General features: G+C 69.4%; 27 protein-coding genes. 20 read left to right on the top strand and 7 right to left on the bottom strand.

Going from position 1 to position 19,863, the window contains the following annotated elements; translation table 11 throughout:
• Positions 1 to 154 precede the first annotated feature (154 nt).
• The 7 genes from BLQ49_RS04880 (at position 155) to BLQ49_RS04915 (ending at position 4,048) form a co-directional block, all read left to right on the top strand.
• Positions 155 to 1,183: a CorA family divalent cation transporter gene (locus tag BLQ49_RS04880; RefSeq protein WP_244507433.1), complete on the top strand. Its 1,029-nt coding sequence runs from the start codon at positions 155 to 157 to the stop codon at positions 1,181 to 1,183.
• A 693-nt stretch (positions 1,184 to 1,876) separates the two neighbouring features.
• A complete protein-coding gene (locus tag BLQ49_RS04890; protein ID WP_091713767.1) occupies positions 1,877 to 2,035 on the top strand; it encodes a DUF3606 domain-containing protein in 159 nt (52 codons plus the stop codon).
• Between the two features lie 191 nt (positions 2,036 to 2,226).
• Positions 2,227 to 2,712, top strand: a complete 486-nt coding sequence (locus tag BLQ49_RS04895; protein WP_091713768.1) for a hypothetical protein — start codon at positions 2,227 to 2,229, stop codon at positions 2,710 to 2,712.
• A gap of 40 nt (positions 2,713 to 2,752) precedes the next feature.
• Entirely contained in the window at positions 2,753 to 3,016 is a 264-nt protein-coding gene (locus tag BLQ49_RS04900; protein WP_091713770.1) for a hypothetical protein, read from the top strand.
• 69 nt (positions 3,017 to 3,085) lie between these two features.
• Positions 3,086 to 3,391: a hypothetical protein gene (locus BLQ49_RS04905; protein WP_244507434.1), complete on the top strand. Its 306-nt coding sequence runs from the start codon at positions 3,086 to 3,088 to the stop codon at positions 3,389 to 3,391.
• 48 nt (positions 3,392 to 3,439) lie between these two features.
• Positions 3,440 to 3,601, top strand: coding sequence for a DUF3309 domain-containing protein (locus BLQ49_RS04910; RefSeq protein ID WP_091713772.1), 162 nt, complete (start codon positions 3,440 to 3,442; stop codon positions 3,599 to 3,601).
• A 120-nt stretch (positions 3,602 to 3,721) separates the two neighbouring features.
• On the top strand, positions 3,722 to 4,048 hold the full coding sequence (locus tag BLQ49_RS04915) for a GCG_CRPN prefix-to-repeats domain-containing protein (protein WP_091713774.1): 327 nt from the start codon (positions 3,722 to 3,724) through the stop codon (positions 4,046 to 4,048).
• Between the two features lie 271 nt (positions 4,049 to 4,319).
• Here the strand turns inward: BLQ49_RS04915 and BLQ49_RS04920 are convergent, their stop codons facing one another.
• Entirely contained in the window at positions 4,320 to 4,835 is a 516-nt protein-coding gene (locus BLQ49_RS04920) for a hypothetical protein (RefSeq protein WP_091713776.1), read from the bottom strand.
• A gap of 261 nt (positions 4,836 to 5,096) precedes the next feature.
• On the opposite strand from BLQ49_RS04920, the gene BLQ49_RS04925 reads away from it, so the two are divergent.
• The 4 genes from BLQ49_RS04925 to BLQ49_RS04940 all read left to right on the top strand — a co-directional run bounded on the left by BLQ49_RS04925 (position 5,097) and on the right by BLQ49_RS04940 (position 9,196).
• Complete coding sequence (locus tag BLQ49_RS04925) at positions 5,097 to 6,227, top strand: radical SAM protein (RefSeq protein ID WP_091713778.1); 1,131 nt, start codon at positions 5,097 to 5,099, stop codon at positions 6,225 to 6,227.
• Between the two features lie 70 nt (positions 6,228 to 6,297).
• On the top strand, positions 6,298 to 7,080 hold the full coding sequence (locus BLQ49_RS04930; RefSeq protein WP_143012205.1) for a hypothetical protein: 783 nt from the start codon (positions 6,298 to 6,300) through the stop codon (positions 7,078 to 7,080).
• Positions 7,081 to 7,187: 107 nt separating this feature from the next.
• The gene (locus tag BLQ49_RS04935; protein ID WP_143012206.1) at positions 7,188 to 8,360 is read left to right on the top strand and encodes a hypothetical protein; all 1,173 of its coding nucleotides are present in this window, start codon (positions 7,188 to 7,190) and stop codon (positions 8,358 to 8,360) included.
• Positions 8,357 to 9,196, top strand: a complete 840-nt coding sequence (locus tag BLQ49_RS04940; RefSeq protein WP_091713784.1) for an exodeoxyribonuclease III — start codon at positions 8,357 to 8,359, stop codon at positions 9,194 to 9,196. Before BLQ49_RS04935 ends, BLQ49_RS04940 begins: the two co-directional genes overlap by 4 nt.
• A gap of 102 nt (positions 9,197 to 9,298) precedes the next feature.
• On the opposite strand, the gene BLQ49_RS04945 is transcribed toward BLQ49_RS04940, so the two are convergent.
• The gene (locus BLQ49_RS04945) at positions 9,299 to 10,096 is read right to left on the bottom strand and encodes a DUF3800 domain-containing protein (RefSeq protein WP_091713785.1); all 798 of its coding nucleotides are present in this window, start codon (positions 10,094 to 10,096) and stop codon (positions 9,299 to 9,301) included.
• Between the two features lie 385 nt (positions 10,097 to 10,481).
• Between BLQ49_RS04945 and BLQ49_RS04950 the strand changes: the two genes are divergently transcribed.
• Positions 10,482 to 11,363 (top strand): metallophosphoesterase, encoded by an 882-nt coding sequence (locus BLQ49_RS04950; RefSeq protein ID WP_091713787.1) that lies wholly within the window; start codon positions 10,482 to 10,484, stop codon positions 11,361 to 11,363.
• A 53-nt stretch (positions 11,364 to 11,416) separates the two neighbouring features.
• Here the strand turns inward: BLQ49_RS04950 and BLQ49_RS04955 are convergent, their stop codons facing one another.
• A complete protein-coding gene (locus BLQ49_RS04955; RefSeq protein ID WP_143012207.1) occupies positions 11,417 to 11,797 on the bottom strand; it encodes a hypothetical protein in 381 nt (126 codons plus the stop codon).
• Between the two features lie 384 nt (positions 11,798 to 12,181).
• Here BLQ49_RS04955 and BLQ49_RS04960 point away from each other — a divergent pair, with 384 nt between their 5' ends.
• The gene (locus tag BLQ49_RS04960) at positions 12,182 to 12,475 is read left to right on the top strand and encodes a hypothetical protein (RefSeq protein WP_091713790.1); all 294 of its coding nucleotides are present in this window, start codon (positions 12,182 to 12,184) and stop codon (positions 12,473 to 12,475) included.
• A gap of 56 nt (positions 12,476 to 12,531) precedes the next feature.
• Here the strand turns inward: BLQ49_RS04960 and BLQ49_RS04965 are convergent, their stop codons facing one another.
• Together BLQ49_RS04965 and BLQ49_RS04970 are read right to left on the bottom strand one after the other, a co-directional pair.
• Positions 12,532 to 13,002 (bottom strand): hypothetical protein, encoded by a 471-nt coding sequence (locus tag BLQ49_RS04965; protein WP_091713792.1) that lies wholly within the window; start codon positions 13,000 to 13,002, stop codon positions 12,532 to 12,534.
• Positions 13,003 to 13,276: 274 nt separating this feature from the next.
• Positions 13,277 to 13,945, bottom strand: a complete 669-nt coding sequence (locus BLQ49_RS04970; RefSeq protein WP_244507435.1) for a hypothetical protein — start codon at positions 13,943 to 13,945, stop codon at positions 13,277 to 13,279.
• Between the two features lie 289 nt (positions 13,946 to 14,234).
• Between BLQ49_RS04970 and BLQ49_RS04975 the strand changes: the two genes are divergently transcribed.
• The 7 genes from BLQ49_RS04975 (at position 14,235) to BLQ49_RS05005 (ending at position 18,898) form a co-directional block, all read left to right on the top strand.
• Positions 14,235 to 14,462, top strand: coding sequence for a hypothetical protein (locus BLQ49_RS04975; RefSeq protein WP_091713793.1), 228 nt, complete (start codon positions 14,235 to 14,237; stop codon positions 14,460 to 14,462).
• Complete coding sequence (locus BLQ49_RS04980; protein ID WP_091713795.1) at positions 14,462 to 14,989, top strand: hypothetical protein; 528 nt, start codon at positions 14,462 to 14,464, stop codon at positions 14,987 to 14,989. The genes BLQ49_RS04975 and BLQ49_RS04980 overlap by 1 nt, the downstream gene beginning before the upstream one ends.
• A complete protein-coding gene (locus BLQ49_RS04985) occupies positions 14,986 to 15,534 on the top strand; it encodes a hypothetical protein (RefSeq protein ID WP_091713796.1) in 549 nt (182 codons plus the stop codon). Before BLQ49_RS04980 ends, BLQ49_RS04985 begins: the two co-directional genes overlap by 4 nt.
• Positions 15,535 to 15,544: 10 nt before the next feature.
• A complete protein-coding gene (locus BLQ49_RS04990; RefSeq protein ID WP_091713798.1) occupies positions 15,545 to 16,234 on the top strand; it encodes a hypothetical protein in 690 nt (229 codons plus the stop codon).
• A gap of 77 nt (positions 16,235 to 16,311) precedes the next feature.
• Positions 16,312 to 17,568 (top strand): DUF6011 domain-containing protein, encoded by a 1,257-nt coding sequence (locus BLQ49_RS04995; RefSeq protein ID WP_091713800.1) that lies wholly within the window; start codon positions 16,312 to 16,314, stop codon positions 17,566 to 17,568.
• Positions 17,568 to 17,927: a hypothetical protein gene (locus tag BLQ49_RS05000; RefSeq protein ID WP_091713802.1), complete on the top strand. Its 360-nt coding sequence runs from the start codon at positions 17,568 to 17,570 to the stop codon at positions 17,925 to 17,927. Before BLQ49_RS04995 ends, BLQ49_RS05000 begins: the two co-directional genes overlap by 1 nt.
• Positions 17,927 to 18,898, top strand: a complete 972-nt coding sequence (locus tag BLQ49_RS05005) for a hypothetical protein (RefSeq protein WP_091713804.1) — start codon at positions 17,927 to 17,929, stop codon at positions 18,896 to 18,898. The genes BLQ49_RS05000 and BLQ49_RS05005 overlap by 1 nt, the downstream gene beginning before the upstream one ends.
• On the opposite strand, the gene BLQ49_RS05010 is transcribed toward BLQ49_RS05005, so the two are convergent.
• The gene (locus BLQ49_RS05010; RefSeq protein ID WP_091713805.1) at positions 18,895 to 19,152 is read right to left on the bottom strand and encodes a hypothetical protein; all 258 of its coding nucleotides are present in this window, start codon (positions 19,150 to 19,152) and stop codon (positions 18,895 to 18,897) included. The two genes, BLQ49_RS05005 and BLQ49_RS05010, sit on opposite strands and share 4 nt — an antisense overlap.
• Complete coding sequence (locus BLQ49_RS05015) at positions 19,152 to 19,730, bottom strand: metallophosphoesterase (protein WP_091713925.1); 579 nt, start codon at positions 19,728 to 19,730, stop codon at positions 19,152 to 19,154. The genes BLQ49_RS05010 and BLQ49_RS05015 overlap by 1 nt, the downstream gene beginning before the upstream one ends.
• Between the last annotated feature and the right edge of the window lie 133 nt (positions 19,731 to 19,863).

Genomic DNA, 19,863 nt, shown 5'->3' on the forward strand with positions numbered 1-19,863 from the left:
GCTCGTCGGTCGCCCTCGATTCGGCTACGAGCCGCACCATACGGTCCCAGTGCCACGGCTCAAAACGTCACGGCGCCAGTTCGGTTTTCGCCGGCGCGCGGCCATTGGGTCGGGCATCGATTGGACTTCACCCATGAACCGATTGGACCGACCGGTGAAAACTTCCACCGAGACCGAGGCTATCCTGGGATCGACCCGGCAGGGCGAGCCGCTCTGGGCCATGGCGTTCGACGCGGACGGGCGGGGGCTGTCCGTCCCGGCGACGGAGGTGACGGCCGACCTCGACGCGTTCGGCGGCGGGTTCCTGTGGCTGCACTACGACCTGGATGCCGCTGATCTGACGGGACTTGCAGGCGAAGGCAAGTTCGGTCCCATCCGGCTCGCCACCGCCGTGTTCGCGCATGACGAGCACCAGCGCGTCACGGTCGAGGCCGACCACGTCGGGGGCGTCCTCGCGGACATCGCACGCCCGGGCGCGAAGCCGGCCCCGGCGGGCAGGCTCCACTTCGTCATGGGGCCGCGCAGCCTCGTCAGCGGTCGGCGCGGACCGGCGGAGAGCCCGGACGCAACCCGTGCCGCGGTTGAGGGCGGCGACACCGTCGCCTCGCCGACGCTGCTCCTTGAGACGCTCGTCGGGCACGCCGTGTCGGCGATGGCCACCACCGGGCAGGGGCTCTCGGACACGCTCGACGGGATCGAGGATCACATCCTCGACGGACGGCCCCGCGACGACCGCCGCCGACTCGGGCCGGTCCGCCGCAACGCGGTACGCCTGCACCGGCAGATCACCGGCCTCGCCGCCGTGTTCCACCGGCTGGAGGCTGACGGGGCGACGGACGACGTGCACGGACCCGCGGTCGCGGCGGCGGCGCGGCTCGCGCAGCGCCTCGACGCGCTCGACCGTGACATGACCCTCCAGGCGGAGCGGGCTCGGCTGCTGCAGGAGGAGGTGTCCGAGCGCGTCGCCGAGGCGACGAACCGGCAGCTCTACGTCCTGTCGGTGCTGTCGGCGCTGTTCCTGCCCCCGACCTTCCTCACCGGCCTGTTCGGGATGAACGTGAAGGGGTTGCCCTTGGGCGACGATCCGCACGGTTTCCTCGTCGTGTGCGGCCTCAGCCTGGCGTCGGCGGTCCTGGCCTTCGCGGTCATCCGCCTGCTCGGCATCCGGCCGCCCAGGGCTTGACCAGGTCGTCTGCCACCGTTTGTACAGTCACCTGGTCCTGGGGCGATTGCTCCCGCCGCTCATGTTCGGAGAGCGCAGCGGCCTGAACGCCCGCGCAAGCCGGGAACCGGTCAAGCGTCGTTGGGTCGACGGACGCCATCGCCCGGTCGATGGTCGCCGCGCGAGCCATCATGTGCGAGCAGCGCGGCGACGAGTTCGGCCAGGCGCGTCGGGAGGTCCGCGTTCTTGGGAGGCACCATTCGCCCTGCCAGCACCCTGGCGACCTCGGCGAGGACTGGTCGGTCCTCGCCGTCGTGGCGGTGATTGCAATGGATCATGGCTGCGGCCCTCGCGAACGCGGATCATCCGGCGGACGCGGCCGACGAAATGTTCGATGTGGTGGATAGGAGAAGAAGAGCGCCAAACGTCATTGGTCGCATCGCTCCTGGTTTCCGTTTCGGAAGGGTTCCATACCCGATACGAACCGCAGATCGGCGGAAGCAGGCAGCCTCCGCCGCCGGCATCTGCCCGTTTGCTCAAGGTCGGTTCCAATATCGCCTCGCGTGAACGGCGGGATGCGCCGTCGGATCGCCCGCCGAACCTGTGCATGAGCGGTGGTACGCATCTCCAAGGGCGGCAACACGAAGGATGCGGTCGTGTTGTCCCGACAGTGGACGGCGCCCCTTCGCGAGGCGTGTCAGGGAGAGAACACAGATGGCCACCGAGACCGAACGCACGCACCTCGACATCCATGACCGGACCAGCCGCGAGTCCTACGCCAGGCTGTTCGGGGTCAGCGAGGAGCAACTCCGCAAGGCCGTCCGCCTCGTGGGCAGCCGCGTCAGCACGCTGCGGGGCCACCTCCGGCGCTGAGGCCGGGCCCGCTCACGGCTTGCGGCCAGGGGGGCGACCAACGGGTTGGTCTGGGACGCCGAGCCGTCCCTGGCGTAGCATGCGTTCAGCGGTCCATGCCGGCGACGCCCTGGATGTTGCGGCGATGCCACGCCCCGTGGGATCGCGCGGATGGAACGGAACGGCGAACTCCATGGCCTGTTAGCGAGGCCATGGAACGCTATCGCTCGACCCTGGGCACCGCCGCCATCGCCGCCATCGGCCTTCTCGTGGCCGCGCGCGTGCTGCACCCGGGCAACTTCGAACATTCGCCCCGTGTCGCGCGGCCGGTCCAGTCGCATGCCGCTACGACGTCGACCGTGGCCATGGTCAGGAGCGATCCGCCTTACGGTCCGTACATGCGCCCAGGCGCGTCGTCGCCCGGGATGGCGGTGCTGGCCCCGCGGCTGACCGCGCCGCTACCGGCCGGGATGACGATGATGCCGGTCCTGCCGGCGGCGATGTCGGGTCCCGGCGCCGCGCCCCGGGAGACGGGGGCGCGGCGACGGGGCAAAACCACGATGCATTCCGTTCGCACCGGGCCGACGGTGGCCGCTCGCGCCCGGACGGCCCAGGCGTCGTCGTCGGACGCCGAGTCGGCGCCGATTGGGACGCCCGGCGTCGTGCCACGTGATCCCGCCCGCGATGACGAGGGCTGATCACCTTGTTTCCTCATCAATCGAACCTGGGAGAAAACCCGTGAAAGCTCTTTTGACCGCCGGCCTCGTCGTCGCCGGCCTGTTCCCCGCCGTACCGGCCTTGGCGCAAAGCATCGACATCGGCCCCGGCGGCGTCCGGGTCGACCCGCGTTCGCCGCGCGAGCGCGAATACGACGCCATCCGCCGCGAGGAGCGCCGGGAGGAATTCCGCGAGGAGCGCCGCGACGCCATCCGGGACGACATCCGCCGGGAGGAGCGCCGGCGCGATTTCGAGGACGGCGTGCCGCCGCGCGGCCGGTACTGAGCCGGGCGAACGCTGCTAAAGGTGGAATGGCGGCCGGCACTGTCCTGTCGCGTACGGAAGGGCGATCACGTGCTGCGAACGAAGCTGGTCCTCTTGGCCGCCCTGGGAGCGATGGTAGCCGGCTCCGCCTGGGCGCAACAGGTCACGACGGGCGGCGCGGGCAATACCGGCGTCACCCCGCCCGCCACCGTTGGCGGCGTCGGTCCCGGCGCCCGGGACCTCGGGCCCAGCCCGATCACCCGGGGCAACGAGGCCAGCCCCAGCAACTCGTCGGCTCCCGGCACGACACCGGACGTGAACATCGGTGGCACCCCGACGGGCGGACCGCCCGGCACAGGCGGCACCTCCGGCGGCCCGTCCCTCAATGGGCGTTGAGCGGCCCGGCCGGGCATCGGCCTACTCCTGCGGAACAAGGATCAACGCATGAATCTCGTCACCATCCTCCTCATCGTCTTGATCGTGCTAGCGCTCGGCGGTGGCGGCTACGGCTACTATGGGGGCGGCTACAACGGCATCGGCGGCATTGGCCTTGGCGGCATCCTGATCATCGTCCTGATCGTGCTGCTGGTGACCGGGCGGCTCTGAGGCGGGTGGCACCCATCGGAAGGATGAACGAGCTCCTCAGATCCGGGTCAGCCGTCCAGGGGCATCCTCCAAGCCATCCGGACCGACATGGTCGGGCCGCGGGCCTTTGGAGATGCAGTCATGACGGGCTTGAAGGTGATGGGCCTCCCCGCTCTGATCGGAGTAGGTTTCGCCTCCTCGGCGGCCGTTGCCGCCCCGGTCGGATACGGGTTCGGGCCACCCGAGCGTGAGGCAATCGTCGAGCGGGTCGCCGGCGGCTGCGGTCCCGGCTTCCACCCCAACCCCTGGGGGCGCTGCCGCCCGAACGATTGGGGCCGGGGCGGCTGGGGCGGACCACGCGGCGGTTATGGCTACGGCTACCGTGGCCCGGGCCGCGGCGGGTATGACGGCTACGGACGCGGCCCGGACGGTTACGACGGCCCGCGGCGGTACTACGGGGGGTACTAAGCCGCGCTCCTCCGGGGCGGCATCGGTGCCTTCACGACAGGCCACCGCCGAGGCCTTCACCTTGGCGGTGGCCGGCTGGACGAAGAGGCCACCCCCGGGCTCGGCCTCATCGTCCGACCGGTGGTGTGCCGGCCGGCGCTTGAGATGTCGTCCGAGCCTAGCCCCGGCACACCTCGCGGTACCGGGGCAGGACCGGCCGAAGGTCGTACGGTCGGGAGCTGACCCAACCACCCCCGTCGGCGCCATGGCGACGGGGACTCGACGCTGACGCCTACGGCTTGGCCTTGGGTGGGACGAAGGGGTTGGTCTCGGTCGCCGACCCGTTCTTCGCGTAGCACGCCTCCAGCCGGTCCAGCCCCGCGGCGCTCTTGTCGAGCGCCACCTTGATGGTCGCGCCCTCACCCTTCACGTCCAGGGCGTCGGCAAGCTTCAGGGACTTGAGGAACCGCTCATCCTTGACCGGCAGCGACACGGCGTTGCCGGACGCGGCCACGGTCGCCTGCAGGACGGACGACCCGGCGGCCAGTTCGACGGGGTAGCTCTTGCCGCGCCCGAGCTTCCACTTCGGCGAGCTCATCGTCAGGTCGAGGCCCGCGGCGTCGCGGGCGAACTCGACCTCGACGTTGTCGTCCGTGGTCCTCGTCATCGTGCAGCGCTCGAACTTCTGCCCCTTCGTGACTGCCTCGACCTTCCACGGACCGATAACGACGGCCTCGTCCTTGGACTGCTCGGCCGCGGCGGCGGTCACGGCGGCGAGGGTCAGGGCGAGGGCGATGGGAACACGCATGTCTTTCTCCGGGATCTGGGACGGGTTAGGTCGCGACTAGCCGGAAGGTTGCGGTGGCTGGGCGGCATCGGGGGAGGCACCTCAGGAGCGTGTGCCCCGGTCGCGAAGTGAACCGGGTACTCTCCCGCGCGTCATCCTTGAGTGAAGTTTGTGGGTGACCTCGAAGGGTCGTACGGGCAATCACGCCGTGCGCTTGTCCAATACGCGACCCCATGGTTTCATTTCGGGCACGGACGAACCCGGCGGAAGGACGGTCTCTCGATGCCGAACACGTTCGCGGCGGACCCCGAGTTCGCCCACCACTTCCGACGCCTGCACCAGGTGTTCATGTACGTCACCGACCGGTGCAACCTCGAATGCGAGCAGTGCATCTACAAGCCCAGCATCTCGCACTTCATCAACGAGGAGATCGCGCTCGACGACGCCCTGGGCCTCCTCGCGACGTTCCGCGGCCTCGGCGCCAGCAAGGTCACCTTCCTCGGCGGCGAGCCGACCCTCTACGGACATAGGCAAGGCGGGCGACCGCTGCTGGACCTGATCGAGGGGACGCGCGCCCTCGGGTACGACTACGTCAGGATCGACACCAACGGGCAGCGCGTCTCGTCCCTGCTCGAACAGCCCTCGTTCCAACGGCTCGACGAGGTCGCGTTCAGCCTCGACGGGTTCTCGGCGGGGACGAACGACCCGCTGCGCGGCAAGGGGACCTTCGTCCGTGCCGTCGACGCGATCCGAAAGTCCGTGGCGCTCGGCTACTTCGTGACCGTCACCTGCTGCGTCCAGAGGCTGTTCCTCGACCGGGACGAGACGGGGACGCTCAACCTCGAACGGATGATCCGCTTCGTCGAGGGGCTCGGCGTGCACCAGGTCAACTTCCACGACCTGTTCAAGGTCGGCATCCCGATGGATACCTGGACGGGGGATTTCGCGCCCCGCCCGAAGGACTGGGTGCCCGTTTACGAGGAACTGTCCGCCAAGGTCCGGGCTGGCGCCTTCGGGATCAAGGTGCGCCTGCCCCAGTGCTTCGTGACCAAGGCCGAGTTCGCCCGGGCGCCGGACTACTACGGGTACTGCCCGGTGAAGCTCGGCGAGCGGGTCATGGTCCACCCCAACGGGACCATCAGGATCTGCTCCAACCTCATCTGCACGGCGTTCGGCGTGGCGACCTGGGGCGAGGGCAGGATCGGCTGGGAGCGGTCGCACGCGAACGAGCTCGCCGGGCATGACCTCAACCGCATGACCCCCTGCACGAACCGCAGCCGCCACAGGAAGTACGGCGACCTCGTCCCGGTGTGCTTCTCGTTCAAGCCGGGTCAGGAGGAGTACGTGTGGGACCATCGGCTCGGCTGGGACGACGCGGCCCGGAAGCGCGGGGACCTCGATGTGGCCGTTTAGCAAGGGTCCTCAGGCGGCCGGGGCGCAGGAGACCTTACGGGCAGCGGGTTACGCCGGCTCGTTCAAGGGCATGCGGATCATCGCCTACAGCCCGGACGACAAGGCCGCGAACGCCAAGCTGCACGCGACCACCAACCGGACGCTTCAGAAAGCGATCATGGATGGCGGTCTGCGCGACTGCATCCACATCACCGGCAAGATGAACGCCCTCGCGGACCCATTCCATCGACGCCTGTGCGCCGAGGTCGCCAGGCAGGGAAAGACTCGGTTCAAGATCGTCTATGACGGCTCCGTCGGCGGCCCGACGCAAGGGCGAGGCGCCGCTGCGAGGAGTGCCAGGCGATGGGCGAACGCCGCCTGGAACGACAAGCTCTCCGCGGTCCGCCTCATCGGCGACGAGTTGGTGGATCTCTGGGCTGGCCCGACAAGGGACGCGGTGCAGTACACGGTGTTCGGCGGCCGTTACACGCAGCTCCAGGGCGAGCATCGGGAAACCGACGGCGCGCCCAGCGTCGCGAAACCGATCTGGCTGATTGAGTCCGAAGAGGTGAACGGCATCCTGACGGAATGGGCCGAGACCACCCTTTCCAAGTCCCGGGACATCAACGAGGGCGAGTTCCGCGACTTCTTCATATGCACGAACGGCGTGGCGGCCCACGACATGCTGGCGACCCTATCGACCGGCGGGCCGATCCGACGCTCCGCATTGCTGACCTCCCGACTGCTCGACTTCGACCCCGGAGCCGGAGACATACTGGACGGGCTCGGGGACCTGGGCCTGGTCAAGACGGACACGGCTGGCATCGTCGCCATCACGTCCGGAGGCAGGCAGTTCATAGCCAAGACGGCATGAGTTCCTTCGAACACTGTGCCGGCGTCCTCGACGGGTACCTGGAAAAGCCGGGCTCGTCGTTCGTGTTGGCACGGGACCAGGTCCGCGAGGCGGAGGCGCCGTTCCGCGTGCTGCTCGTCTCCCCGCCGGGATACGGCACCGGCGATGACGTGGTCCACGATGTGATGCGCCTGCTGGCGCGATACGGGATCGACCCGGCCTTCGAGCATGGCGCGCGCCAGGGCGGGACCCTGCTGCCGGAATACGACGACGCCGAGATCCTCGTGATCTTCGCACTCGACGGCGAGACCCGCGCGCTCTGTCTCGCGATGGCCTCGAAGCCCGTCCCTGACCGCGCGGTCGTGGCATGCGTGCCCGCCGGACCCGAGGACGAGTACCTGCGACGGCTGCTGGCGCAGGAACACAAGGCTGGCCTGGTCAGCCTCCCGGCATCGGGCGGCGGCGAACGCGTCCCGGACCGCACCGGCATCCACGTCGTCCGTGCATGCGCCAACGCCCTGGTCGCCTGGAACTCGGCCCGCATCAGGCGGCTCAACCCTGACGAGACCGTCGTGCTGATGCTCCATGGGATCCGGACGCGGGCCCAGTGGATGTCGCATGTGAAGCCGGCAATCGAACAGGCGGGCCTGATACCGGTGCCGACGAACTACGGCATGATGAACCTCCTCCCGTTCGCGCTGCGGTTCCGGGATCGCGAGCGGAATGCCATCGAGGCCATCCGGAGGCAGATCCGGCGGGCCCGGGACAGGTACGGGCATGCCTCGTTCGCGGTGCTCGCGCACAGCTACGGCTCGTACGTCGTCGGCCGGCTCCTGGCCGAAGGGGAGACGTTCGACCGCGTGATCCTGTGCGGCTCGATCCTTCCCTCCGAGTATGACTTCGCCGCCGGCGGACCTCCCGTGCTGAACGACGTCGGGTCGCTGGATGTCTGGCCCGTCCTGGCCTCGAAGGTGTCCCCCGCCTACGGCCACTCCGGCAGCTTCGGCTTCCACTCCGGCGTCACGGTCGAGGACCGTTTCCATCCGGGAACCGACCACGGCCAGTTCCTGACACGGGAATTCGCCGAGCGGTTCTGGGTGCCATTCCTGGCCGACGAGAAGGTGGAGCGAGCGTCGGACGGGTGCTGCCCGTCCAGGCGGCAAAGCCTGCTCGACTGGCTGCCCCATGTCTGGTCGCGCACCGGGAAGGTGGTCTATCCCCTTATCGCCGTCCTGACGCTCGGCATTCTCGGTTCCGTGTCGTTCCTCGCCTGGCGCCTGTTTTGGGCGTGGTGGCAATGAGGATCGTCACCTGGAACGTGAACGGCCTCCGGGCGACCGTACGGCAGGACTTCGAGGCTTGGCTGGCCCAGGCCGGCAACGACGTCGTCTGCCTGCAGGAGGTCAAGGTCCACGAGGACCTGCTGACGACCAACTGGTTCGCGGGATACGTCGCGCACTGGAACGGCGCCGAACGGAGCGGATACAGCGGCGTGGCGACCCTGGTCCGGGAGGGCATCCCGGTCCGCGGCGTGACGCGCGGCATCGGGCACGCCTCCGACGCGGAGGGGCGTGTCCTGACGCTCGACCTCGACGCCTTCACCCTGGTGAACGTCTACGCGCCCCACAGCCACCGCATGCTGACGCGCGTGGCGGAGAAGCAGGCCTTCATAGAGGCCTTCGACGCGTACGTCGCCGGGTTGCGGTCCCGCGGCCGCCCCCTCGTCCTCGTCGGCGACTTCAACGTCGCCCACACCGAGGCCGACCTCGCCAATCCCCGTGCCAACCGCAAGAACGCCGGGTTCCTCCCGGAGGAACGGGCCTGGGTCGACCGCCTGCTCGCATCCGGCTTCGTCGACGCCTTCAGGCGGTTCGAGCCCGCCGGTGGCCACTACACGTGGTGGAGCATGCGCCCGACGGTCAGGGAGCGGAACGTCGGGTGGCGACTGGACTACGCCTTCGTCGACCCGGCGTTGCTTGGCAATCTCGTCGCCTGCCGACACCTGACCGGCCGGACGGGGTCGGACCACTGCCCGGTCGAGGTCGAGTTCGCGGCGGAAGCGACGGACGGGCACCGCGGGTTGATGGCATCGTCATCGGCCCTTCCGGACCATGATCCGCGACCCCGCGCTCCTTGACATTCGCCGGCCTGGGCTTAATTATCCTCCCGAGGCCGCAAGCCTCTTAGGCTCACCGCATGGGGGCCGCGAGCAACCGGGCATCGCCCGGTTTTTTCGTTTTTAGTCGAAGCAATAGTATTTCACGCCGAGCTTCGCCCCCTCGCCGGGGAACGCGAAATCGGCGATCCGGGCCCGGTCCCGGACGTGCCGGTACAGGTCGAACTTCTTGTCGTACCCGGCCCTCGCCATCGCGTAGACGTAACTGTCGGCGAGCTGGAGCAGCGGGAACGCCTTCGGCTTGTACTGGATGCGCCCCAGGATGGAGGCGAATTCCTCCTTGGGCATCGGTTCGTACTTGCCGCTGTTCGCCTTGTCGAAGGCGAGGCCGTTCTCCTTCAGGTTGTCGAAGTAGCCCACGACCGTCTTGTTGAAGCTCGGGTCGGCCTCGAACACGACGTGCAGCTTCCGGTCCTCCCTCTTCGCGATCTTCGGCGCCCGCTCCACCGTGATGTCGAACGCGCTCCGGCACAGCAGCCAGCGGTCGTTGCCGTGCTTCGCCAGGTAGCCGCGGGCGAGGTAGCGCGGGCGGTCGATGACGCACGCGAGCCCGATGACCGGGGCGCCGACGAGGACGCCCTTCCAGTCGGTCCAGAACGCGTCGCGCTCCTCCTGGGTGCGGCGTTCAAGCCAGGCGAAATGGCCCTTCTCGGCGCGCATGTCCGTCAGGTGGGCGGGCCCCCTCAGGCGCCACCGCTCGGCGAAGCCATCGACGAGCCCCCGGGCTTCGTCGTTGTCCTCGCCACGGACCATGATGCCGCCGAACGCGAACCAGTCGCGCCCCTCGCGCCCGGCATCGGGACGCTTGTCCGGATGCCGGTTGCCGGTCTCGTCGAGGTACAGGGTGAAGGGACGGTTCATGCCCAGGGAATGCCGCGCGATTTGGCCATTGCCAAGTCGTTCGGGGGCTTCTGGCGGTGACGGGTCGCCCCGAATGCTGTCGCGAAGCCCCGCGCATCCTCAGGGACTATTCGAATGCTCGACGCCTGCCGGAGGGGGGATGACACCCTCATCGGCTTGAGTGCGCTGGGATCCTGAGTGGGACATTTACCTGCCGGCATCCGACTTTGGCGGTGGACAAGGCCATCACCGCCCGCGTCCACCGGTTGCCCGTCGCTCACGTCCAGGCGATCCACGTGCCTTCTTCAGGAAACCTCCCATCATGAAACGCGCGGCCCTGCACCCGTCCGATTGATTCCGGAGTGCCCCGCCGCGTGCCGAGCCTCCGCATCCCCGCGAGGCCACCATGCCACCCCACGTCGATCCCCCGAGACCTTATTCGCCGTCCAGGCTCTGGATTTTCAGCGACCTCCATCAGGAATGGCCCGAGAACGCCTGGGATCCTGCCGCCCACGCCCCTGCCGGGGGCTTCGACGTGGTCGCGGTCGCCGGCGACGTCCACATGCCCCTGACCCGCGCCCTCGACTGGCTGGGCGAGCGCATGCCCGGCGTGCCGGTCGTCTACGTGCCGGGGAACCACGATTACTGGTGGGACCGGGGCGAGGACCGCTACACGATCCATGACCAGTTTGAACGCGGGCGGGAACGGGCGGCCGCACTCGGCATCCACCTGCTGCTCGATGATGTCGTGGTGATCGGCGGCACGCGCTACCTCGGCGGGACCCTATGGACGGACTTTCGGTTGGGCTCGCACGGGCTCACGCAAGCCTTCCGGACCGCCCAGGGCCGCGACGGCATGGTGGACTACCGGCGCATCAGGACGGGGCCCCGCTCCCGGAACAGGATCGAGCCGGGCGAAGTGCTGGCGATGCACCGGGCCACGCGGGCCTTCATCGAGGGCGAGCTGGCCCGGCACCACGCTGGCCCGACCGTGGTCGTGACCCATCACGCCCCGCACCCGGTCAGCCTGCCAGACCCTCACGTCGACCTAGCGTGGTGCTACGCGTCGGACCTGACGGACATGATCATGGAGCGCGGACCAGACCTATGGATCCATGGCCATGTGCATCGTGCAGTCGAATATCAGGTCGGTCGGATACGGGTACGGTTGAGGGCGCGCATCATCTCGTACTCGGCCTGCACGCCCTTCGCCGGCTCCAACTTCCCGTCGGTCAGGGTGACCGCCAGTGCGCCGTGGCCGCCTCGCTGGACCACAGCGTCCAGATGATCCTGGTGCCGGCCGGGAAGCGGGCCGTCGTCAGCTTCGAACCGGCGTAGCCCTCAGAACGGGCAAGCGACGCCCGGGGCCAACCTGCCGTGCAGCTGCCGGAGCGCCTCGGCGCGCGACATGCCGAGGTGCTCCAACTTGTCGCGGGCGACCCGCAAGACGTCCTTGATCGTGAAGCTCGGCTCCTCGGCCGTCCCGGTCCGCTTCGAGACTTGCTCGGCGATGTAGCCAGCCGTGACCAGAGCATCGACGATGGCCGCGTCCCGGGCGGCCTGCCGGCGCACGGCCGCCTCCTCCTCGGCCCGGCGGGCCCGCCAGTCCGCCGTGCGGGCGGCGGCTTCCCGCGCGGCGCGGCGACGCCTCTGCTGGGGCGTCTCAGGAGCGAGGTCGACCTCGACGTCGGTCTCCTCGGCGGTGGGGATTGGCATGCGCATCAGGGTCTCCTCGCTGGCCGCGGCGGCCATGAGGAGAGAATGCCATATACGTATGCATACGAGACTATACGTATGGGGCTCGATCCCGCGTTGCAGAGGGTAGGAGTAATGGGGGGAGAACTCGTCGGGCAGAAATCCACTCGACTATACGTGCGCACCAGACATCCAGGCAGGTAACGCGATCTAGGGGTATGTTGGGGGCGGTTTATTGATGGTGGGCGCAAATAGGCTGACGTGCGCCCTATTCGGGCGCACAGGGAAAGGCACAAGGGGGCCAGGAAAGCTTTAACCGCTTTTTGTGGACGGCCCGGACGGATTCTTGACGGCCGACTCCGCCCAGGCCCATCTTTTGGGTGCGAGATCAGCCCCGCCCGGAGAGATGCCATGACCGCCGTCACTGCCCACGTCATGGCCGATGTTGCCGGCCGCGGTGCGCTGGCCTTCTCCGTCATGCACGCCGCAGTCGACGGTGTCGTCACCGCGATCGCCGACCAGCGCGCCGACGACCGCGATGCCGTCACGCAGCTCGTCGCGGAGCTCGGCCGGACCCGGCGCGCGGCCGCCGCGGCGCAGGCTGAGAACGCCCGCCTCGCCGCGGAGAACGCGGCCCTGCATGCCGCCCTCGCTCGCAGCCGGGCCGCCCTCCGCGGGTATGCCGCCGCGCTCCAGGTCGCCTGAAACGACGAAGGCCGCCCCGGTTTCCCGGGACGGCCTCTCTCGGTAGCGCGGTCCGCTCAGGCGAGGCGGGCGAAGGCCGCGAACGTCTCATCGTCCCTCTGCCGCGCCGGCCCCAGCTTCCGCAGCAGCGCGAGGCCAGTCTCCTCCAGCGAGCGGTCGAGCCCGGCCGGGGCGGCCGCCGCCGCGGCGACCTCCGCCTTGAAGCGAGCCTCGATCTCGTGCGGGCGCATGTTGGCGGTCTTCAGGACCTGCTCCTTCGACTGCCGGGACAGCCACGCCGCGGCGTCGGCCGGCAGCGGCGGGCGGGCGGGCCGGTCGCGGTCGTAGCCTTCGACGCGGTCCCAAGCATGCACCCTCAGCAACTGCCCGAGGTTCAGCTCGCGGGGCGCGGCCGCCCGGGCAGGCTCGTCCAAGGCGGCCCGGGCGACGTCCGCGGCCGTGACGCCACCGCTGAGCCCGAGCAGCCTGAGCGGCATGGTCACCGCCCCCATGAGCGCCCGCATGATCCGGGCGAGAAACCTCAACATGTCGTCCCCCTGTCCTGATGGGTGGCCCCGGGAGTGGGGCCGCCCGTGCGTGGAGTGTGCCTCGCGGGCGTGAAAGTCAGAGGGCGAGCGAGGGCGCGTCTTCTGCGATGGGGCGCCTCCGCCGGGTGGGGGCCGAGCCGAAGAGCAAGACGCACAGTGGATCAGGGAGCTGACGCCGGTGGCCATGCAGGATCCCGAGGGCGTGGGCGGCCTCGCCCTGATCCAGTGCGTCCATCTCGCTGAGCGTGTGCCCGGTCCACGTCGTCACCTGCGATCAGCCTCGCCCGTTCTCGATTGCGGCCCAATCGCTGTCGAGCGCGCTGAGGATCCGGCAGGCCGACAGAGCGGCCGCCCGGACGTCGGCGTCCTCCGCGCGGGCAAACCACGTCGCGGGCGGCGTCCGGCCGAGCCGCTCGGCCGCCCGTGCGATGTTGCCCGTCGCGTTCGAGAGCAGCCGGTCAGCGCACTGCAGGCCGTGCCGCGTCCAGTCCGCTAGCGCGACGAGCTCGCGTGCCTCGGCGAGCTGGCGGCCCATCGCCCACGGGCGGTCAGCGATCATGGCGGCGAGCTCCGCGCGAATCGGGGCCGCCTTCGGGGCGACCTCGGCGACCTCGTCCGCAAGGCGTTCCTCGGCGGCACGGGCCTTCTCGGCTCGGGCGGCGGCCGCCTCGGTGATGGCGCGATCGGCCGCGTTGGCGAGGTCACAGAGGTGGATCGGGGCGCCGAGATCCCACCAGCAGGCCGCCAGGTTGGGGCGGTCGTGGCCGCGGTCCGTCCAGCTGTAGCCGGAAGTCGTCATGATCTCCTTGGCGCCGCAGTAGGCATCCGAGAACGCGGTCGTAGGCTCATCGGCGAGCCACAGGTCGAGGTCGTGTCCGTAGCGCTTGTAGACGCCGGCGAGGCGCCACGTCGTCCCGAAGGCGATCGGCGGGCGGGCAGTCATGTGTATCTCGGAGAAACCGGGGTTGAGGGGCCAGCGTCCCCGCTGGCACGCTTATAAGTACACCCGAGTTTGCATGTCGCAAGTAGCGACCTCAGCAACCCCTAGTGCTCAGGAGGGTTAACGGGCCGAGTTATAATCTTTTCGCAAAAAGATTATAACGGCTCGATCGGAAACCGGCGGGTTTCCAATAATTCTTCTTGACGAATAGAGAGCCCTGCTTATCTTGCTCACAAGCGGCCCCGCTTAGGCGTGGGCGCCTCACCTGGGTTTTCAGGGTTCTCCCCCCCCCGTGTCTGATGATGTCCACGTCGAGGCGAGTGAGCCTCTGCGAGCGCTCGCGCTCGCCATCAAGGAGGCCGGTTCGATCCGGGCCCTCGCCACGAAAATCGGCCTCTCCGAGCAGTACGTCGGTGACGTGCACGCCTGCCGCCGCCAGCCCGGGCCCGCGATCCTACTGGCCCTCGGGCTGGTGAAGGTCGTCACCTACGCCCCCGCCACCTCGCAGGAGGCCCGCTGATGCCCTGGCTCCCCGCACACCGGGCCCTCGTCCTGGAGATGTGGCCCACGGGCTGCGGCACGCCCGTGATCCGTGCCGCCCTGCTCGACCTCGGCATCGAGAAGTCGAAGTCCAGCATCATCAGCATTGCCTTCAGGGCCGGCCTCGCCTTCCAAGGCGCCCGCCACCGCAAGGCCCCCTCGCAGCCGAAGCGGATCCCCATGACGCCAGAGGAGCGCGCCGAGAAGGAGCGCGCCCGGGCCGCCCGGCGCCGCGAGCGTTCCGCCGTCGCCGCGGGCCGGCCCGTGCCCCCGCCGCGGCCCCGCGTGCAGCCGGCAGACGTGCCAGTGTCGCTCGGGGTCCCGATCTGGGAGATCCGTGATGGGGGCTGCCGCTTCATCGCGGATGACCCGAAGGCTGGGGGTACGTGCTGCGGGCACCAGACCGTTCCGGGCAGCTCGTGGTGCCCGGGTCACCGGGCGATCTGCGCAGCGCCGGCGCAGCGGCCTGTCAGCGTGTGGGTCCCGGGTCAGAGGAGGGTCGCATGAGCAGGATGGGACAGTACGTTATCGAGCAGGAGATGCTGCTCACCGAGGACCAGCTCTGGGCCCGGGAGAAAGACCGCCACGAGGGCGATGAGGCCGCCTGGGCCGGCGAGATCGCATTGCTTCGAGAGCGCGGCATGCCCCACCCCGAGGCCGGCGTGCCGGTGATCTCCGAGGAGCGGCTCGACCTCGCCGCGCTGTGGCAGTCCCTGCCCGACGAGGACCGCGCCCACATCGGCGAGCTGGCCCTCGGCCTCATCGTGGGTGGCCTGATCGGCGCCCATGCGGAGTCGACGGCAGCCTCGGCCTCCCGTGCTGGGGACCAGTGCTACCACCAGAGCCTGGAGGCGCTCTCCTCGGAGATCCCGGACAGCGTCGTCGCCGCCATCCGTGGTCCATCGTGGAGGATCCCCGCCCTGCTCGGGCCAGTCTGCCTGAACTGCGGATGCAGCCAGAACGACGCGTGCGCCGACGGGTGCCGCTGGACCGACGAGCGGCGGATCGAGTGCACCGCCTGCGGCCGCCCCGAAGAACACCTGCCGTTCTGAGGAGGCAAGCATGGACAGCGAACTTCACGCGACCGAAGTGAAGTGCCGCGATGGCGAGACGTTCTCCGTCCACGCCCACGGCCCCCGCCTGACGCTCATCACGGCGCCCGACACGGATATGACCGCCGCGTCGGCCCTGGCGCCCTACCGCAGGCCGAGCGATCCTTGGGACGGGCTCGCCCTGTACGGGGGAATGCCGGTCGAGGCAGTTCGGTCATTCTGCGCGCTGCATGGCGGCGTCGCCCAGATCGGCAGAACGGCTCAGACACTCCTGCGGGCCCTGCCGTCCGAGGCCGACCCGCCCGCGGAGCAGGCCCCGGCGGTCGAGACGCCTATCCCCGATTCGCGCCCCTCGGTCGCCGACCTGGTCAACGCAGGGACCCACGACTTCCTCGGCCGCCCCCTGACGCCCGAGCAGATGCAGCTGGATTACCTCACGCCAGCGGTCATCGAAGCTCGACGCGGCCTCACCGAGGTCGAGGGCGCCCTCGTGCTCGGGCTCGGCCATGCGGAAGCGACCCCCCGCCTCGCCGCGCTGGAGCGCAGGGCCGAGGTGGCGTCCCTGTCAGGGAGCCGGCTCTGCCTCCTGGATCACTCGCGCTACGCGGCGCACCCGCTCAGGGCCGAGGCGATCAAGCTGCGGAAGCGGCTGGCAGAGGCACGGAAGAAGGCCCTCGCCGAGATCGCTCGCGAAGCTTGACAACTCCTTAAACGTGCGTACATTGACGCACGTTGAGCAGGCCTTGCAGGCTCACATATCGAAGGGAAACCGCGATCATGACGAAGAAGACCCCCACAACCTCCGAGCTCATCTCCCGCATCTCGCGGGCCCCCAACGTCAGCCTCCTCGTCGACGCCTACGACGCCGCGATCGAGGACAGCATCGTCAGCGTCCACCGCGTGAAGGGCACGGAGTGGCAGGTCTGGCACGGTGGATGGTCGGGCTTCAGCGGCGACTTTTTCGAAGTGCGTGCGCACCTTGCTGAAGACGCCGAGGAGATCCTCGACCGGGCTGCCGCAGCCGAGATCGGGTCTGCGCCAGCGATGATCCAGCAGCAGGCCCAGCAGCAGCAGGCCTGCGCGGCGGTTGTCCGGACGCCCTCTAAGGTAGAGGTAGCCAAGGCCGAGGTGGCACGCCTGGAGGCGCGATGCGCCGTGCTGCGAGAGGAGAAGCTGCCCGCGTATGACCTGCTGCGCGAGTGCCGCGCCGAGCGCATCTCCGCCGTCTCCGGCGAGCTCGACGCCTGCCCGGGCGTGTGCTGGACGAACGAGGAGCGCGCCGAGGTGGCGGCCGAGGAGGCCGATGCCAGGCTCGACGAGTGCATCGACGACCACCATGAGGCCTGCCTCAACCTCCGCGAAGAGCAGGATGAGGACGACGCCGCTCAGGCCTGCGCCGACCTTCTCGACATGATCGAGGGCACCGAGCACCTGCAGTCCCTCGTCCAGGCGAGCGTCGACCGCGCCGCGGCTGGCCTCGGGTCGACGACGGCCACGCAGGACAGCGTCGAGGCGCTCCGCCTCCACGCCGCCGACTTGCGCCGGCAGCTGGCCGCGATGCCGATGCCGGTACCGATGATCCAGCAGGTCGCCCAGCAGCAGCAGGCGAACGCGGGTGCCCGGCTCACCGTCATCACGAACCCGACGCCCCCGACGCACTGCTCGTGCTGCGGCCGCCGGCTCACCGACCACGTCAGCGTCCGCCACGGCATCGGCCCGATCTGCCGGGCGAACAGCGCGGCGCCGACCCGCGACCTCTTCACGACCCGCAGCGACTACACCGTCGAGGACCTGCTCGACGTCGTCCTCGTCGTCGACCTCGACCGCGGCGGCCGCTCGGTCAGCAACGACGCCTCGGGGGTCATCGACGACCTCCGCAAGGCGGGCCTGATCCGCCCGGGCGTGCCTGTCGTCTACAGGGACTCCAGCGGGACGTGGGACCAGCTGCGCGTCAAGGAAGGCAGGTTCTCCGGGTTCTCATCCGTCGGGGTCCTTACGCGCGAGGAAGCCATTGCCTGGGCGAGGGCCAACTGATGGCCCGCCGCACCCGGCTCCCGCCCCCCGAGGCGCTGGACCGTAAGACCCTGGAGCAGGCCGCGCGCCTGCTCCTCGGCGACGAATGGAAGAGGCCGCTCGCACGCCTGCTCGGGCCCTACCACCCCAGCGGCCCCATGGAGACGATCGATCCGCGGTTGCCGTTCAGATGGACGATGGAGCCGCCGGAGGACTCGACGGCGAAGTTCAACGGTCGACCGATCCCCGACTGGGTCTGGCCTGTGCTGAGGGAGATGCTGCATCAGCGCGCCCTCGACCTCGCCTCGCAGTCCCGCGAGGCGCAGCGGCTCTACGGGGACATCGGGGTCCTGCTGCACGAAGCCGAGAGGAAGCGCTGATGCCCCGCCACGTCTTCCCCGCTTCGGCCACGCACGCGGACATGCTGGCCTGGTGCCGGATCCGCCTTGCCGAGCCCTTGAAGATCCCGGAGCCCCTGCCGACGCAGCGGCGGCCCCGGGCCGAGCCGGAGCCCCCGCTGCCGCTGCTGTTTGAGGACCTGCCCGAGCAGCGCCGGCCCGAGCGCCCGGACGTCGTCCCGGTCTTCGGCGAAGACCCCCCGCTGGTGCCGGTTCACTGGTCGGCCGAGCAGATCTCCGTGATCGAGGACTATGCCGTTCTCGGCGTCAGCTCGACGGCGTGGAAGGCCTACATCATCCCGACCGCCAAGGTGGCCGCCGAACAGGTCGAAGTCGCCGGGAAGGGATGCTCGGCGCGCGTGCTCATCACGGAGACCCGCCTCGGCTGGACCTCGGGCTTCGACCTCCAGGCCTTCCGCTTCGGATCCGGCGAAGGTGGGAACTGGCACCCCAACGCCGATGCCCACGGCTTCTATCTTTGGGCCACCCGGCAGACCGCGATCCACCACGGAGCCTGCGAGCTCTGGCAGGCTAGCCGGGACGAGGACACGGCCGACCGGATCCGCGGTCACTACGCGATGCGGGGCTACGACGTTATGGAGCCGCCTGGCGACGAGTGGAAGCGCCGGCTCATCTCGCGTGAGGACACCAAACGGCTACGGCTCATCGCGCACCGGACGCGGATGCACCCGGTCGGCAGGATGTCGCCGGAGATCCATGCCGCCGTCGCCTTCTACGAGCGCGAGTTCGAGAGGGCGGCCGGCCTCGACGACCACGACGCCCACGTCGACGGGCAGGCTCCGGCCCCGCCGGCCCGCCCGCTGGACGAGATGCTGCTGGACCATTTCAGAGGGGTGATCTCGCCTCCGTCGGACCTCGCCATGAAGCGGAGGGCGCGGCGGCGGGAGAGGGAGAACATTGACCAGGCCAACCGGATCAACGGTCAGGTCTAGACGCCCTCGGCCAGCACGCTCCCGTAGCTGGCCCCGTCGGGGATGTCCCCGATCCGGGCCGGCCTATACCGAGGCGCCCTGCAGCACCTGAAATAGCTGACTTCGACCGGGTGCTCGCCCGGCCGGAGCCCGGCATTCACGCGCGCTGCGGCGGCCTCGGCCTCGGCACGCGTCATCCCCATGCTGACGCGGCCGCATGACATGCAGGTCACCGAGCCGGCCGGGGGCTCGCTGAAGGAGTGGTCGCCCCGCATCAGGCAGCCTCGGCCATCTGCGCGACGGCGGCGACCCCGGCCTCCCGGGCCGCCACGTCGGCGAGGAGCTCCATGACCTCGGGCACGGCCACCGGCCTGAAGCGCCAGCAGTCCACGCCGACGTCGCAGGAGGATGCCGTGGCGGGGAGGCTGCCATGGCTATGGCCGAAGAGGTGGATCCGGCCGCGGTGCGCGTCGGGCCATGTGCGGTGGGCATAGTGGCTCATCCAAAGATCCACGGGGGCGGGCATGCCGCGGTCCTGGATGCTCAGGCGCAGCACGTCGTGGATCCCTCCCTGCCAGTCGAGACGTTCCCCGCGCTGCTCATGATTTCCGCGCACCAGCGTCTTGTGCCCGGCGAGGCGATCGAAAATCGATCTGGCATGCGCGAGGCTGCAGCCGTAGGCGAAGTCGCCGATGTGGATCACGCGGTCGTTGCGGGTGACCCGGTTGTTCCAGGCCGACACCATGTGCTCGTCCATCTCCTCGACGGACCCGAACGGCCGGGGCCTGCCCATCCGTTCGGACAGCATGCCGGCATGGCCGAAGTGGGTGTCCGAGACCACGAAAGTTGTCATGGCATCCTCCAAAAAAAGCGATCACGCGCGTCCGGATTTCCGGACGATGAAGGCTGGCCGGTCAGGCCAAGCGGGCGCGTTTCGCTAGGAGGAAAGCGGTCGTCATGTGTGCATCATCTGGCATCATGGCCGC

Origin of the sequence: Methylobacterium phyllostachyos (assembly GCF_900103445.1) — a bacterium.
GTDB classification, from domain to species: domain Bacteria; phylum Pseudomonadota; class Alphaproteobacteria; order Rhizobiales; family Beijerinckiaceae; genus Methylobacterium; species Methylobacterium phyllostachyos.